The sequence below is a fragment of the Nocardia heshunensis genome, assembly GCF_054782115.1.
Window position 1 is genome coordinate 277,446 of the sequence record NZ_BAAGTC010000009.1, and the last position, 13,145, is coordinate 290,590.

The 13,145-nt window shown below is 66.7% G+C and carries 17 protein-coding genes; 7 read left to right on the plus strand and 10 right to left on the minus strand.

Annotation, left to right across the window (positions count from 1 at the left end; genetic code table 11):
* The first annotated feature begins 14 nt into the window (after positions 1-14).
* On the plus strand, positions 15-431 hold the full coding sequence (locus ACYVN4_RS29255; RefSeq protein WP_460725229.1) for an arsenate reductase ArsC: 417 nt from the start codon (positions 15-17) through the stop codon (positions 429-431).
* A gap of 60 nt (positions 432-491) precedes the next feature.
* Complete coding sequence (locus ACYVN4_RS29260) at positions 492-1,025, plus strand: DinB family protein (protein ID WP_460725230.1); 534 nt, start codon at positions 492-494, stop codon at positions 1,023-1,025.
* A gap of 12 nt (positions 1,026-1,037) precedes the next feature.
* Here the strand turns inward: ACYVN4_RS29260 and ACYVN4_RS29265 are convergent, their stop codons facing one another.
* The 10 genes from ACYVN4_RS29265 to ACYVN4_RS29310 form a co-directional block, all read right to left on the minus strand.
* The gene (locus tag ACYVN4_RS29265) at positions 1,038-1,262 is read right to left on the minus strand and encodes a LapA family protein (protein ID WP_460725231.1); all 225 of its coding nucleotides are present in this window, start codon (positions 1,260-1,262) and stop codon (positions 1,038-1,040) included.
* A 28-nt stretch (positions 1,263-1,290) separates the two neighbouring features.
* Positions 1,291-1,752, minus strand: coding sequence for a hypothetical protein (locus ACYVN4_RS29270; protein ID WP_460725232.1), 462 nt, complete (start codon positions 1,750-1,752; stop codon positions 1,291-1,293).
* Between the two features lie 22 nt (positions 1,753-1,774).
* Positions 1,775-1,897, minus strand: a complete 123-nt coding sequence (locus ACYVN4_RS29275; RefSeq protein WP_379357292.1) for a hypothetical protein — start codon at positions 1,895-1,897, stop codon at positions 1,775-1,777.
* Positions 1,898-1,951: 54 nt separating this feature from the next.
* On the minus strand, positions 1,952-2,338 hold the full coding sequence (locus tag ACYVN4_RS29280) for a cupin domain-containing protein (RefSeq protein ID WP_460725233.1): 387 nt from the start codon (positions 2,336-2,338) through the stop codon (positions 1,952-1,954).
* Positions 2,339-2,407: 69 nt separating this feature from the next.
* Positions 2,408-2,668: a hypothetical protein gene (locus ACYVN4_RS29285; protein WP_460725234.1), complete on the minus strand. Its 261-nt coding sequence runs from the start codon at positions 2,666-2,668 to the stop codon at positions 2,408-2,410.
* 171 nt (positions 2,669-2,839) lie between these two features.
* Positions 2,840-3,571, minus strand: coding sequence for a helix-turn-helix domain-containing protein (locus tag ACYVN4_RS29290; protein WP_460725235.1), 732 nt, complete (start codon positions 3,569-3,571; stop codon positions 2,840-2,842).
* A 139-nt stretch (positions 3,572-3,710) separates the two neighbouring features.
* Positions 3,711-5,198 (minus strand): DUF4246 domain-containing protein, encoded by a 1,488-nt coding sequence (locus tag ACYVN4_RS29295; RefSeq protein WP_460725236.1) that lies wholly within the window; start codon positions 5,196-5,198, stop codon positions 3,711-3,713.
* 25 nt (positions 5,199-5,223) lie between these two features.
* Complete coding sequence (locus ACYVN4_RS29300) at positions 5,224-6,501, minus strand: glycosyltransferase family 87 protein (RefSeq protein WP_460725237.1); 1,278 nt, start codon at positions 6,499-6,501, stop codon at positions 5,224-5,226.
* Positions 6,502-6,511: 10 nt separating this feature from the next.
* Complete coding sequence (locus ACYVN4_RS29305; protein ID WP_460726728.1) at positions 6,512-7,885, minus strand: phosphatase PAP2 family protein; 1,374 nt, start codon at positions 7,883-7,885, stop codon at positions 6,512-6,514.
* Positions 7,886-7,994: 109 nt separating this feature from the next.
* A complete protein-coding gene (locus ACYVN4_RS29310; protein WP_460725238.1) occupies positions 7,995-8,723 on the minus strand; it encodes an SDR family oxidoreductase in 729 nt (242 codons plus the stop codon).
* A 51-nt stretch (positions 8,724-8,774) separates the two neighbouring features.
* Here ACYVN4_RS29310 and ACYVN4_RS29315 point away from each other — a divergent pair, with 51 nt between their 5' ends.
* The 5 genes from ACYVN4_RS29315 (at position 8,775) to ACYVN4_RS29335 (ending at position 13,112) form a co-directional block, all read left to right on the plus strand.
* Positions 8,775-9,215 (plus strand): MarR family winged helix-turn-helix transcriptional regulator, encoded by a 441-nt coding sequence (locus ACYVN4_RS29315; protein WP_460725239.1) that lies wholly within the window; start codon positions 8,775-8,777, stop codon positions 9,213-9,215.
* Positions 9,216-9,382: 167 nt separating this feature from the next.
* The gene (locus ACYVN4_RS29320) at positions 9,383-11,182 is read left to right on the plus strand and encodes a ribonucleoside triphosphate reductase (protein WP_460725240.1); all 1,800 of its coding nucleotides are present in this window, start codon (positions 9,383-9,385) and stop codon (positions 11,180-11,182) included.
* Entirely contained in the window at positions 11,179-11,784 is a 606-nt protein-coding gene (locus ACYVN4_RS29325; protein ID WP_460725241.1) for an anaerobic ribonucleoside-triphosphate reductase activating protein, read from the plus strand. The genes ACYVN4_RS29320 and ACYVN4_RS29325 overlap by 4 nt, the downstream gene beginning before the upstream one ends.
* A gap of 76 nt (positions 11,785-11,860) precedes the next feature.
* Complete coding sequence (locus ACYVN4_RS29330) at positions 11,861-12,268, plus strand: hypothetical protein (RefSeq protein WP_460725242.1); 408 nt, start codon at positions 11,861-11,863, stop codon at positions 12,266-12,268.
* A gap of 85 nt (positions 12,269-12,353) precedes the next feature.
* Positions 12,354-13,112 (plus strand): glycosyltransferase family 2 protein, encoded by a 759-nt coding sequence (locus ACYVN4_RS29335; protein ID WP_460725243.1) that lies wholly within the window; start codon positions 12,354-12,356, stop codon positions 13,110-13,112.
* Positions 13,113-13,145 lie beyond the last annotated feature (33 nt).

A 13,145-nucleotide genomic window follows, 5' to 3' on the forward strand; every position in this document is an offset into this window, starting at 1 on the left:
GACTCAGCCCGCCCATGACTTCCACCAAGCCCAGCGTGCTGTTCGTGTGCGTGCACAACGCCGGACGCTCCCAAATGGCGCAGGGGTTCCTCACCCATCTCGCGGGTGACGCGATCGAAGTCCGTTCCGCGGGAACGGCGCCCGCCGACACCATCAATCCTGCCGCGGTCGAGGCGATGGGTGAACTCGGAATCGATATCACCGCCCAAACGCCGACGATCCTCGCCGCTGACACCGTGCAGACCTCGACCGTGGTGATCACCATGGGTTGCGGGGACACGTGCCCCTACTTCCCCGGCATCGACTACCGCGACTGGAAACTCGATGACCCGGCGGGAAAGGGCGTCGCAGCAGTTAGGCCGATTCGCGACGAAATTCGTGCGCGGGTAGAACAACTCATCGACGAACTGCTGCCGACCGGTCGGGTGTAGCGTCGCGACTGAAAGCGCCGGAAGCCTTGACACTCGATGGTGACGCGCGACGATCGATAGGTGAGCGTCGAACGCGATGCCTTGGCCGCTGATCTCGAGCGGGCCCGAGTCGATTTCCATCACCTGCTCGGCACAACCCGTGACGATGAGTGGAGAGCATCGACGAATGGGACGCGCTGGACCAACGAAGAGCTGCTGTTCCATATGGTCTTCGGCTACATGATCGTGCAGAAGCTGCTGATCCTCCTCCGAGTGTTCGGCCGCCTGCCCGCCGGTGCCGCCCGCACGAATTCGAGGTTCCTCAACGCGGCGACCAAGCCGTTCGACCTGGTCAACTTTTACGGCTCCCGCCTGGCGGCGCGCGTCTACAACCGCCGCAGGATGGGTGCCAAGATGGACCGGGTCATCGCCTCGCTCCGGCGGTCCCTGTTCCGCGCGGCCGATGCGGATTTCGCTCGCGGCATGCCGTATCCCGAGCGCTGGGACCCGTATTTCCACGGCTACATGACCCTCGCCGATATCTACCGATATCCGGGACAGCACTACGACCACCACCGAAAACAGCTGACGGTCAACGGTGTTCGCGAGCCGTAGCGGTTGATCGGGTCAGCGGCGGGCGCGGCGGGTGAGGAGGCCGACCAGCCAGCCGACGGCGAAGGTGACGAGGAGGACCAGCCACATGGGGGAGCGGACGGTGATGAGTAGGAACTTGATGTCCACCTGGTGACGGTTCACGACGATGAACGCGACGGCGAGTGCGGTCAGGATGATCGCGAGCCACTGTTTGGGCGAGATGCGGGACAGGACGGAAGGTTTCGAGGGTTCGGTCACCGGCGGACTCCTGGTGGTCGGTGGGGCGTCAGCGGTTGACGTGGGTGAAGCGGTACACCGTCACGTTGTCGTCGGTCGCCTGCGCACCGTCCGGGGTGGTGTAGGCGTATTGGCCGGTGTCATTGGTGCGGCAGCGCAGGGTCATCGTGAAGGGAATCGGTTGGGGTGCGCTGGTCTGGGTGCTGTCGATGACGGCGACGCCCTGTTCGGGAGAGCTGTAGGTGTAGGTGCCGTCCTGCCAGACGCCGCTGCCGACGACCATGTACTGGAGTGCGCCGGGGGCGGGGAAACGCACCAGGGTCATCGAGTCACCGATGGGTGCGGCGGGGACGGCGGGGGTGCTGCCGTAGAGGATCAGGACGGTACCGTGGGCCAACTCCGTGGGAACGGTGCACACGCGGGGCGTGTCGCCGGGATCGGCTTGTGCGCTGGGGATTCCGGCCAGCAGGGCGGCCACGACGACGGCCGTCAGATGCGCTGCGTACTTCATGCTCCTCCTCGGGGCCGGGCGGTCACAGCAACCCGAAGGCGCTGAGAATGAAGACGACATTGGCGGCGATGCTCGTGACGGTGTCGGCGAGGGCCAGGGCCGCCGAGCCCAGTTCGACCAATCCGGCCGACAACGTAGCTGACATGGCAACGCCCCCAATCCATTGCTGGCCGGTAACTGCACGTTCGAGTCACTCTAGCTACGCCGAACCCGCGAAACGCGGACAGCGCGCCTCAGAGTGTCGCGGGTCGGTGGCCGTGGATTCGATGGTGGTGCCGGGGGTGTAGAACACTTCGACCACGTCATGGATGTCGATGTGCCGGTGCCAGTGGCCTTTCGGGACGATGACGAAGGAGCCAGGGGTGAGTTTGTGGCGGTGGGTTTCGGTGTCGGTGAGGATTTCGACGGTGACGGTGCCCGACAGCACCATGAGGAGTTCGTCGGTGTCCGGGTGTAGCTCCCAGGTCGAGGTTTCGAGCCGGTCGCCGTAGTACATGCAGAACATGCCTTCGTTGAATGACTCGAGTTCGCGGAAATCGAAGGGAGAGAGGGTTTTCGCGAGGGTGGCGGGATCGTGAATTCGCATGATCCCAATTTGATGGGCGCTACCCCGGACAATCTTGTACGAATGTTCGGTCACTGCGGACCGGGGCGCTCACGCCTGGATGACCTCGACATTCACCAGGGCGTTGTACGAGTCGCAACTGGCCCAGGATTGGTTCGTGCCGTATTGGGCGGGGCCGTATTTCCAATAGGTGAAGGGGACGGGCCAGGCGATGCAGGTGAGTTTCACCTGGTGCCAGGTGGGGAGCTGGCAGGTGGACATTCCGCCGGTGTTGAAGATGTTGAAGACCTGGCAGTTCGCTGCCCATACCGGCACGTCATCGGCCTGGGCAACCCCAGCAGTCGCGAACATTGTTCCCGCAGCCGCGGTGGCAACGACAACGCTGGCAGCAAGCCGCTTCGCAGATAGCATTCCGACCTCCTGAATTGGGTGTTGTCTGAACACATCAGAATGCTGGTCGCGCGTGTTACTTCCGCAGGAGATACGGAAATAAAAGGAATATTGTTGAATTAAGGTCCGAATTCACGTGTAAGCGCTGTGGTCCACCGCGAGTCCGAGGTCGGTCGCCAGCATGACCGGCGTCATCCCGGTGAACGCCTGGACATCTCGATGCAGATGAGCCTGGTCGACGAAGCCGCACACCGTCGCCACGTCGGCCGCGGCCTCGCCCGCGACCAACCGGCCCGCGGCGTGGTCGAAACGCACCAGCTTCGCGGCCTGCTTGGGCGGTAGCCCCATCTGGTCGCGGAAGCGCCCCCACAGCCGCCGGCGACTCCAGCCCACCTCGACGGCGAGATCGTCGATCCGGGCCCGGCCGCGGGTGCCGAGGATCCGGCTCCATACCCGCGCCACCTCCGGATCCACCACCCGCCCCGCCGCGCCGCGACGAGCGAGTTGCGCCTCCGTCAACGCGAAACGCTCACCCCACGAGGATGATTCGGCCAGTTGCTCCCGCAATCGGGACGCCTCCCGGCCCCACACGTCCTCGAGGGATATCACCGTGCGATCCCACTCGCCCAGCACCCTGCGCGCGGCCAGGGGCGACAGGCGCACCTCCACACACGTCAGGTTCCGCCCGCGCAGCCGAACCGGGCCCGGCAGCAGCCCGGCGACCAGACCGCCCGGCTCCCGCGCACCGCCGCCGTCGTCCACCACGAGTGCCCCGGTACCGAAGTCGAGGACGAGCGTGACGGCGGGGTGGGGGACGACCGGCATTTCGATCAGGTCGGTGCCTCGGTCCTGAAATCCCGCCATCCGCACACCTGGCATTCGGATTGCTCGCCCGGGGCGCGCGACGCCCCAGGGAGATGCGCTAACCCTTTGCACCGCACTGTCACCGGTGTCGCCCGCGGCTCGCATGCACCCATGCTACGGGCCGCCCGGCGGCTCGTGATCAGTGCTCGCAGAGGGAGAATTCGCGTTCGTAGAGCTCTTGGTTGTGTTCGGTGACGAAGAACTTGCGTTCCTGCATCAGCTGTTCGCGGTAGCTCTCGGCCTCGGTCCGGGTCATGGTCGAGGTCTCTGCCCACGGCTGCTGGGGTGGCACGTCGGCGGTCGAGGTGATCGTGGTCGACGGGTCGATCAGGAAGAACGCCAGGATCTTTCGGTGGCCGGGGCGGGTGGGGTCGGCGAGGCGGAAGGGGGCCACGCGGTGCTGGAGGATGTTCGGGAAGGCCAGGCAGCGGCCGGGGCGGGCGTGGGCCGAGCCGAGGACCTGGTTCATCGGGTCCTCGTCCTCGAGGCCGAAGACCCCGCGGACGCCGCTGCGGTCGTTCTGCTCGTAGTAGGGGTCGTCGATGGCCGTGCGGAAACTCAGCAGGCTGTCGGTGATGTTCTCGCTGTCCCAGTAGTAGAGGGCGGTGGAGACGATGCGTTCGTTCATCATCGCCTCGACATGCCAACTGCCGCCAGGGTATTCGGGCCTCTCGGGGGTGAGGTGGATGGTGGCGAGCTTGACGATCACCTGCAGGCGGCGGCCGCTGAGGTCGACGGGCGCGAAGTCGTCGGGCCGGACAGGCGGGGCGAAGACGGGGAGCTCCCCGATATCCGGGGTGCGGTTGTCCCACCACTCATCCCAGGCGTCCTCGTAGGCGCTCTGCGCATCGGTGTCGTCGTCTTCCGGCTCGACCGGCTCCTGCTCGTGGAAGCCCCAGAATTCGATGTCATCGCGCCGCGGCCGGGGGTGGCGCAGGTCGGTGAGCACATGCTCGAACAGTGGTAGCACACGGGTGAACAGTTGCGGCAGCACGGATTCGAGTTCGCGATGCGCTACCGGGTGGACGTTGTTCACATACGACGTGAAGACGCCCGCGCCGTCATCGCCGACCTCGACATCGGTGGGCAGCCACTGGAACTTCTCCGAGTAGGCATACCGCTCAGCGCGTTTCGTCGGTGTCTGCCAGGTCGTGTCGTCCACCGGGCTCACCCCGCGCACGAGACAGAACAGCGAAGGATGCACCAGATCCAGAACCTGACCGTCCGAACCCGGATGCCAATCCAGCTCCGCGTCGGGAACGTCCTCCAACACCCGAACGGCCTCCCGCAGACGGGAATTCAGCTCGGCATCGATCAAAGAGTCGGACTGCCACACCCCGTCGACCGCGGATACCTCGATCCCGGTCGACCCGTCCCGCAGCCCCGCGTAATACGCCAATTCCGCCATCACATAACGGATTTGGTCCTCGGTCAGCCCCTGAGCCGTCGCCTCCGCCGCCCACCTGGCCGCGATCTCGGCGTCGTTCATCTTCATGAACCAGTCCGGCTTGGCCCGGATGTGCGCGCTGATCTGCATGATCTGCAATTCCCGCAACGTTCGCGGCCGCGAGCTCGCGGTCATGCCGTCGGCGAGGAAGGGCAGTGGAAAGGCAGACAGCTCGATCATTCTCTCGAATCTCTGTGATCCCCGGCTAGCGTTCGATGCCGGTCCTGGTGCGCGACCAGATCAGCCTACCCAGGCCGACCGACAGCAGAACGGCCGTCGCGATCACATAGATGTCGCCCGGGATGTGTTGCCACCAAGCCCAATTCATCTCGCGGTGCTTGCCGTTGGGGACCAACCCGGGGCCGATCAGGAACAGCACGGCCACCACGGCAATGGTGGCGGCGGGCGCGAACCGCGGGCTGGTAGACGCCCAGGCGGCGGCCGTCACCAGCGCGGGCGCCACCCACACCCAGTGGTGGGTCCAGGAGACCGGTGAGATGAGCAGCAGCACCGCGGCATTCACGAGCAGCGCGGTGACGGACAGGATGGTCACCGGCGTCGGGCCGGAGAAGTCCGCCTTAGCCCGTTCGGCGGTGATCAGGTGATGCATCAGCGCTGCGCCCGCGCACACGACGATCAGCGCGAGCCCGAGCCACACCGCGGTGGTCGCCGAATGCGGCACTCCCACCCGGAACACCATGCCCTTGAGCGATTGGTTGCCGACGTAGTCGGGGGAGCCGATGCGGTTGGTGTCGACGATGGCGTGCAGCCAATAGTCGCGAGATTCGCGGGGGAACAACACGAATCCGGCGCCGATCACCCCCACCGCGGTGGCCGCGGCGGTCCCGGCGGCCTTCCAGTCGCGGCGGATCAGGAAGTACAGCACGAACGCGGCCGGGGTCAGCTTGGTCACCGCGGCGATGCCGATGAGCACGCCGCGCGGCCAGCGCGGTTTCTCGGTCAGGCAGTCGAGGGCGACCGCCGCCATCAGCACCAGATTGATCTGCCCGAACCACAGTGTGGTGCGCACCGGTTCGATGGCCAGTGCCAGCACGACCGCCGCAACACTCAACGTGATCTTGCTGCGCGAGTTGAGATCCGGCCGCACTCGCGACAGCACCAGCCAGATGGTCACGCCCAAGCAGGCCAAAGAGCTGGTGGTGACCAGGAATTCGGCCAGCCACAACGGCATCACGGCCAGCGGGATCATCAGCACCGCGGCCGACGGGGGATAGGTGAACGGCAGGTCGGTGTGCCCGGCCACCGGCAGGGTCGCGCCGTACAGCGTGCCGTGTTCCAGCCATCCCTTGGTGTCGACGCGGTAGACCTGCAGGTCCAGGAAGCCGTGCAGGGAAGCGAAGAGCACGGTGATCGCCAGCGACACCAGCAGCCCGATCAAGATCGGAATGCGGGGCAGACCGCCACGGCCCTCGGTCTTCAGGTTCTCCAGCAAGCTTCGTTGCCCCGCCCGCGTAGTGATCATCAGGGAGAATTTAACCCTTTCGGCTTTCGTGCAAGATGTCCGGATTGCCTTGCGAGATGGGCAAATTAGTGGCAAATCCGTCGATCGGGGTTCGGCCACCCCAGTACGCCAACCGGCTGCCCGGGCGGGCGAACCAGGTCGCATAGAAGAGGATCACGACCGCCGCCAGTGAACCCAGCACCAGGAATCCGGCGGGCACCGGATACTCGGCCATGGTCTCGGCCAGGAAGCGATACGACAGCAACAATCCGGCGAGTACCGCCGCGCCGAGCGACACGATGCGGGCCCGATTGTGGTCCCAGCCTCGCTCCGGATCGCGCAGCGCGGACTCCACCGTCAGCGACAGCACCGCGCCCGCCACCAGATCACTGCCGTAGTGGTAGCCGAAGCCCAGCGTCGCCAGCAGCGTGCACACCAGCCAGAACGCGCCCGCCCAGCGCAGCCAGCGCGGCCCGGTGCGGGAGTGGATGAACAGGGCGGTCGCCCAGGCGGTGTGCATGGACGGCATGCAGTTGCGGGCGGTCTCGGAGTCGAACAGCATCGGCTGCGGATCGGACAGCATGGCGGGCCAGACCGTCGGCCAGTCGCCGATCTCGAGTCCGTGCCCGAGCGGGCCGTACGCGAAGACCGGGCCGACGACCGGGAACAGCACGTAGCCGAGCGGTCCGATCACGCCCAGCACCAGGAAGGTTCGCACCAGGTGATGCCGCGGCCAGCCGTCGATGGTGACCCGGCGCAGCTGCCAGAACGCGACCACGACCGCGGCCACCGGCAACTGGATGTAGACCACGTGCAAGATCTGCGACGGCACCGAGCCGAGTGATTCGAGCGCGTGCCCGACCAGCCACGACGGTTCGCCCAGCGCGCGATCGGCGAGCTGGACGTACTGGTCCAGCACCCGGGGCCCGGCGATGATGCTGACCATCAGCCAGGTGTCGGCCAGCTTCGAGGCCATGATCAACAGCACACCGAAGGCGATGGCCTGCAGGGCGGTCCGGCGGCGCTGACCCTCCCAGCGCGCGACCACCACGATCAGTCCGGTGAGGGCCAGCGTCGGGCCGGTGCCGATGGACACGTGCCATCCGCAGGCCGCTTGCAGGCCGAGGGTCAGCAGGTCCAGGACGGCCGCGGCGCTGAGGCTCACAATGCGGGTCCGGGTGGGCACGCCGACGCAGGCGAGCCCGAGTCCGGCCCAGGACACGGCCGCGGACTGTGGATTGGCGAGGTAGTCGTCGAGCAGGCTGCGCAGCGGTCCGAGCATGTCGTGCGCGGTGGCCCACACCTGCGCGGCGGTCAGCAAGACCAACGCCAGGGTCAGGGCGGCGACCGGAAGAACCCGCGACTTGACCCCACTACTCGACAACGAGGAGCGCGAAGTGTTCATCTCGTGGTCAAGCAGCACTGTAAATCGATAACACAAGTTAAACGGAGGCACAACTTCCGGTTACTGCGCGGTCTGATTTCCGCGCGTTCGGCCGGTCGTGTGGATTCGCTCAGGCGACGCCGCCGTTGACTCGCAACACCTGGCCGTTCACCCAGGACGCATCCGGATGCAACAGGTATGCGACCGCCGACGCCACCTCGTCGTTGTCCCCGAGTCGGCCCATCGGGGCCTGTGCGGCGAACCGCCGCACATCCGCCTCGGTCTTGCCGTCGCGGAACATCGGTGAGTCGATCAAACCCGGCGCGACCGCGTTGACGCGAATTCCCCGGGGTCCGAACTCCTTCGCGGCCACCCGGGTGAGGGTCTCCACCCCGCTCTTGGCGGCTAGATAGACCCCGAGCCCGGGCGTCGCGGTCGCGACCGCGGTGGAGGACAGGTTGACGATCGCGCCGCCCACGGCGAGTCGCTGCGCCGCCTCCTGCATGCCGTAGAGGGTGCCGAGCAGGTTGACCCCGAGCAATTCCTCGACGAGAACGTCGTCACTGTCGGCCACGGACGCGACCTTCGCCACGCCCGCGTTGTTGACCAGCCCGTACACCGGCCCGAATGTCCGTTCGGCGGTGTCGAACACGGCATGGATGTCCGCGCGGACCGCCACATCGGCGCGGACGGCCACCGCTCGCCCACCGGCCTTCTCGATCTCGGTGACCACCGCCTCCGCCCGGTCTCGTCCGGATCGGTAGGTGAGGACGAGGTCGTGCCCGGCGGTGCTCACGCGACGCGCGATCGCCGCGCCGATCCCGGCGGACGCGCCGGTCACAATGACTGGAGTTGTCATAGCAACCAGTGAAGCACGGGCTGAGTTGCTATGACAACTACGATGTTTCCCATGAGCGAGCTCACCCCCGAGGATCTGACGATCTGGCATGCCTGCAAGACGCTCGGCGATCAGGTGACCCGTCGCGTCGCCGCCGACATCACGGCCGCCTCGGGCATGTCCGGCACCGACTACGGGGTGCTGTCGCGGGTGGCCGATCTCGGCGGCGGCCGCCTGCGGCAACAGGCGCTCACCGCGTCGATGCAGTTGAACAAGGGGGCCATGTCGCATCAGCTGACGCGGATGCAGGAGCGTGGGCTGATCCGCCGCGAGCGCGTGCCCGGCGGCATCGACATCGTGCTGACCGCGGCGGGGACGACCGCGCTCGACGCGCTCCGGCCCATTCACGCCGCGGCGGTGCGGCGGCACCTGCTCGACCGGCTCGGCCCCGAGGATCGAACGGCCCTGCGGCGCATGGCCGCCGCCTTGGCGGACGGGCCGGGCTCGGAGTGACGGTGGGTTTCGAGCACTGAATCACACTGCGGCGGGACGGATATCGCCGCGCTGGTCGCGATCGAGGCCGTCAGTGCTGGTCCGGCGGCCGGGGGAGGGTTGCCGAAGGCTGTCCAGGGACAAATGTCCTACAAGATATTGTGTGCCAGAACAGTTTTCGGCACAATATGGTGTTTGCTGTGAGCGCTGTTGATGCTGTCGATTCCGTGACCGAGTACCTCGAACGCCGTGACTGGCGGGTCAATGCCAATGCGAATCAGGGGTATTCGCTGGGCGGGCTGATCCTCAATGCGGCGGGCAAGATCACCGCGAACTACTGGCTGGATCGCGTGTATCCCGACGCGGTCGGGCGAGCGCATCGCGAGGGTGACATCCACATCCACGATCTGGACATGCTGTCGGGCTACTGCGCGGGCTGGTCGCTGCGCAGCCTGCTCACCGAGGGCTTCAACGGGGTGCCCGGGCAGATCGCCTCGGCTGCGCCGCAACACTTCTCGGCCGCGTGCGGGCAGGTGGTGAACTTCCTGGGCACCCTGCAGAACGAGTGGGCGGGCGCGCAGGCGTTCAGCTCCTTCGACACCTACCTGGCCCCCTTCGTGCGCAAGGACTGCCTGACCTACCGCGAGGTGCGCCAGGGCATGCAGGAGTTGATCCACAACCTGAACGTGCCCTCGCGCTGGGGCACCCAGACCCCGTTCACCAACCTCACCTTCGACTGGACCTGCCCGGCCGACCTGCGCGACGAGTCGCCGGTGATCGGCGGTGTCGCCATGCCGTTCCGCTACGGCGACCTGCAGGCCGAGATGGATCTCATCAACCGCGCCTACATCGAGGTCATGACCGAGGGCGACGCCGACGGCCGCGTCTTCACCTTCCCCATCCCGACCTACAACATCACCCACGACTTCGACTGGGACAGCGACAATGCACTGCGGCTATTCGGCATGACCGCCAAATACGGGCTGCCCTACTTCCAGAACTTCCTGAACTCCGATCGCGAACCGCACCACATCCGCTCCATGTGCTGCCGGTTGCAACTGGATCTGACCGAACTGCTCGCGCGCGGCAACGGCCTGTTCGGCAGCGCGGAGCAGACCGGGTCGGTCGGCGTGGTGACGGTGAACTGCGCACGCCTCGGATTCCGTTGCGCCGGAGACGAGAACGCGCTGTTCGCGGCGCTGGACGAGCTGCTGGAGCTGGCCTGCGAGAGCCTCGAGATCAAGCGTGAGACCGTGCAACGGCTCATGGACGACGGGCTTTTCCCTTACACCAAGCGCTATCTCGGCACGCTGGGCAATCACTTCTCGACCATCGGAGTGAACGGGATCAACGAGATGATCCGCAATTTCACCGGCGGCGCAGCGGATATCACCGACCCGGAGGGGCATGCCATGGCGGTGCGGCTGCTCGATCGCGTGCGGGCCCGCATGGTGGAGTTCCAACAACAGACGGGGCATCTGTTCAATCTGGAGGCCACGCCCGCCGAGGGCGCGACGTATCGGTTCGCCAAGGAGGACGGCGCGCGCTTCCCCGGCATCCGGCAGGCCGGGACGGAATCCAATCCGTACTACACGAATTCGTCGCAGTTACCGGTCGGCTGGACCGACGACCCGTTCGAGGCGCTGGAACGTCAGGACGAGTTGCAGGGCAAATACACCGGGGGCACGGTGCTGCACCTGTACATGTCCGAGCAGATCACGACCGCCGAGGCGTGCCGCACCCTGGTCCGGCGTGCGCTGGAACGCTTTTCGCTGCCCTATCTGACAGTGACCCCGACGTTCTCGATCTGCCCCGGCCACGGCTATCTGGCCGGTGAGCAACCGACCTGCCCGAATTGCGGTGCCGAGTGCGAGGTCTGGACCCGGGTGATGGGCTATCACCGCCCGGTGTCCTCGTTCAATATCGGCAAGCGCGGTGAGCACGCGGAACGGGTGCCGTTCCTCGAATCCGCCGGGGTGCGCGCGTGATCCGCCTCGGCGGCTGGTCGCGCCTGTCGACCTGCGACTGGCCGGGCAAGCTGGTCACCACCCTGTTCACGCAGGGCTGTCCGTGGCGGTGCGGCTATTGCCACAATCAGGAACTGCTCTCACCGCGCACGCCGCCCGTGGTGGACTGGAATGCCGTCCGGCTGCACCTGTTCCGCCGCCGCGGACTGCTCGACGGGGTCGTGTTCTCCGGCGGCGAGCCGTTGTTGCAGGCGGGTCTGGTGGAGGCACTGCGTGAGGTGCGGGCCATGGGTTTCGAGACCGGCTTGCACACGGCCGGGTCCTACCCACGCCGCCTGGAACAGTTGCTGTCGGCGGATCTGCTGGATTGGGTCGGATTCGATGTGAAGGCCCCGCCCGGCCGCTACGACGACATCACCGGATCGCGCGGCAGCATCCGCCCCGCCGCCCGCAGTCTGCGGGCGCTGCTGGATTCCGGTGTCGCGCATCAACTCCGGACCACCATCGATCCCGACCAGCTCGGCCCGCGTGACCTCGCCGACCTGGACCGCTGGCTGCGCGACCTGGGTGCGGAACCGACGCTGCGGCAACCGGTCCGGCGGCTGTCCACCACTGGCGGTTAACGTTTCACACCGGTGCCGACGATCTTGAACCGGCGGGGGCGCGTGGTCCTCCGCGTTGGTTCGACAGGAAGCACACATGCGCAAGCTCATCACCGCCGCCGTTCTCGCCGTCGCGTTCACGGGCGGTGCGGCCGGTACCGCCGTGGCCCAGCCCGTGGTCGCCATTCAGAAGCAGTCCCCGGCCTCGGAGGCGGCTCTGAAGGAGATCCTCGCCGACCACACCCACCACATCGGCGAGCAGGTCACCATCTACGGCGAGATGTACAACGTCACCGGCGACAGCCACGCCGGTTTCGCCACCGCGGGCCCGAGCGACAGCTACGTCCTCAACGGCACCTCCGTCGAACTCACCGGCCCCGGCGTCAACGCCCTCGTCGAGAACGACTACTTCACCGCCACCGCCACCATCACCGGCGACGTGATCCTCGGCGACCCCGAACTGCGCGTCAGCTCGGTCCAGGTCACCGGCCACGACAACAGCTGACCCGCGGAACCCCCGGCCCACAACAGAATCGGGCCGGGGGTTCGCCGGTGCGGTCGAGGGAACTCCTGCACTAGGTTCGATGGCAATGGCGCTGATCTCAGTCATCACCCCCTGTTATCGCACCCCGGCCGACTTCCTCGCGGACGCCTACCGATCGCTCCGCGATCAGCTGCTGCCCGAGGGGTGGGCCTGGGAATGGATCGTGCAGGGCGATGGCGACGAGCCCGTTCGGCTCCCGCCGCAAGCCCGTGCCGACCCGCGCGTGCGGCTCGCGTCCGGCCCCCGGGGCGGGCCGGGCACGACCCGCAATATCGCACTCGAACGATCTGCCGGAAAGCTGATCCGCAATCTCGACTCCGATGACATCCTCACCCCGCATGCCTTGTCCGACAGCATCGAATTGCTCGAGGCCGAGCCGGAGATCGGCTGGACGACCTGCCGGGCGCTGGACCTCATGCCTGACGGGTCGCTGCGGCACTTCGACACCGATCCGCCGGGCGGGCCGATCCGCCGCGGTGACATCGCCGCCTGGTGGCTCGCGCACGACTACCTGCTCAACGTGCATCCCGCGACGATCTGCATCCGCCGTGACCTGTTGCTCGCCGCGGGCGGCTGGCTGACGCTGCCCGCCTCCGAGGACACCGGAATGCTGCTCACGGTCTCGACACGGTGGGAAGGCTGGTTCCTGCCCCGGGTCGGCCTGCACTACCGCAAACACCCCGGACAGCTCACGGCGAGCGCGACCTACGCGGTCGAGCGGACGGCGCGCGCCGAGCTGCTGCGGGATCGGGTGACAGCGCTCGAAGCAGGCATACTTCGCGAAAAGCGTTGCAAGAGTCTCTAACTCACCCACCTTGTGTGAGTGACATACAGCACA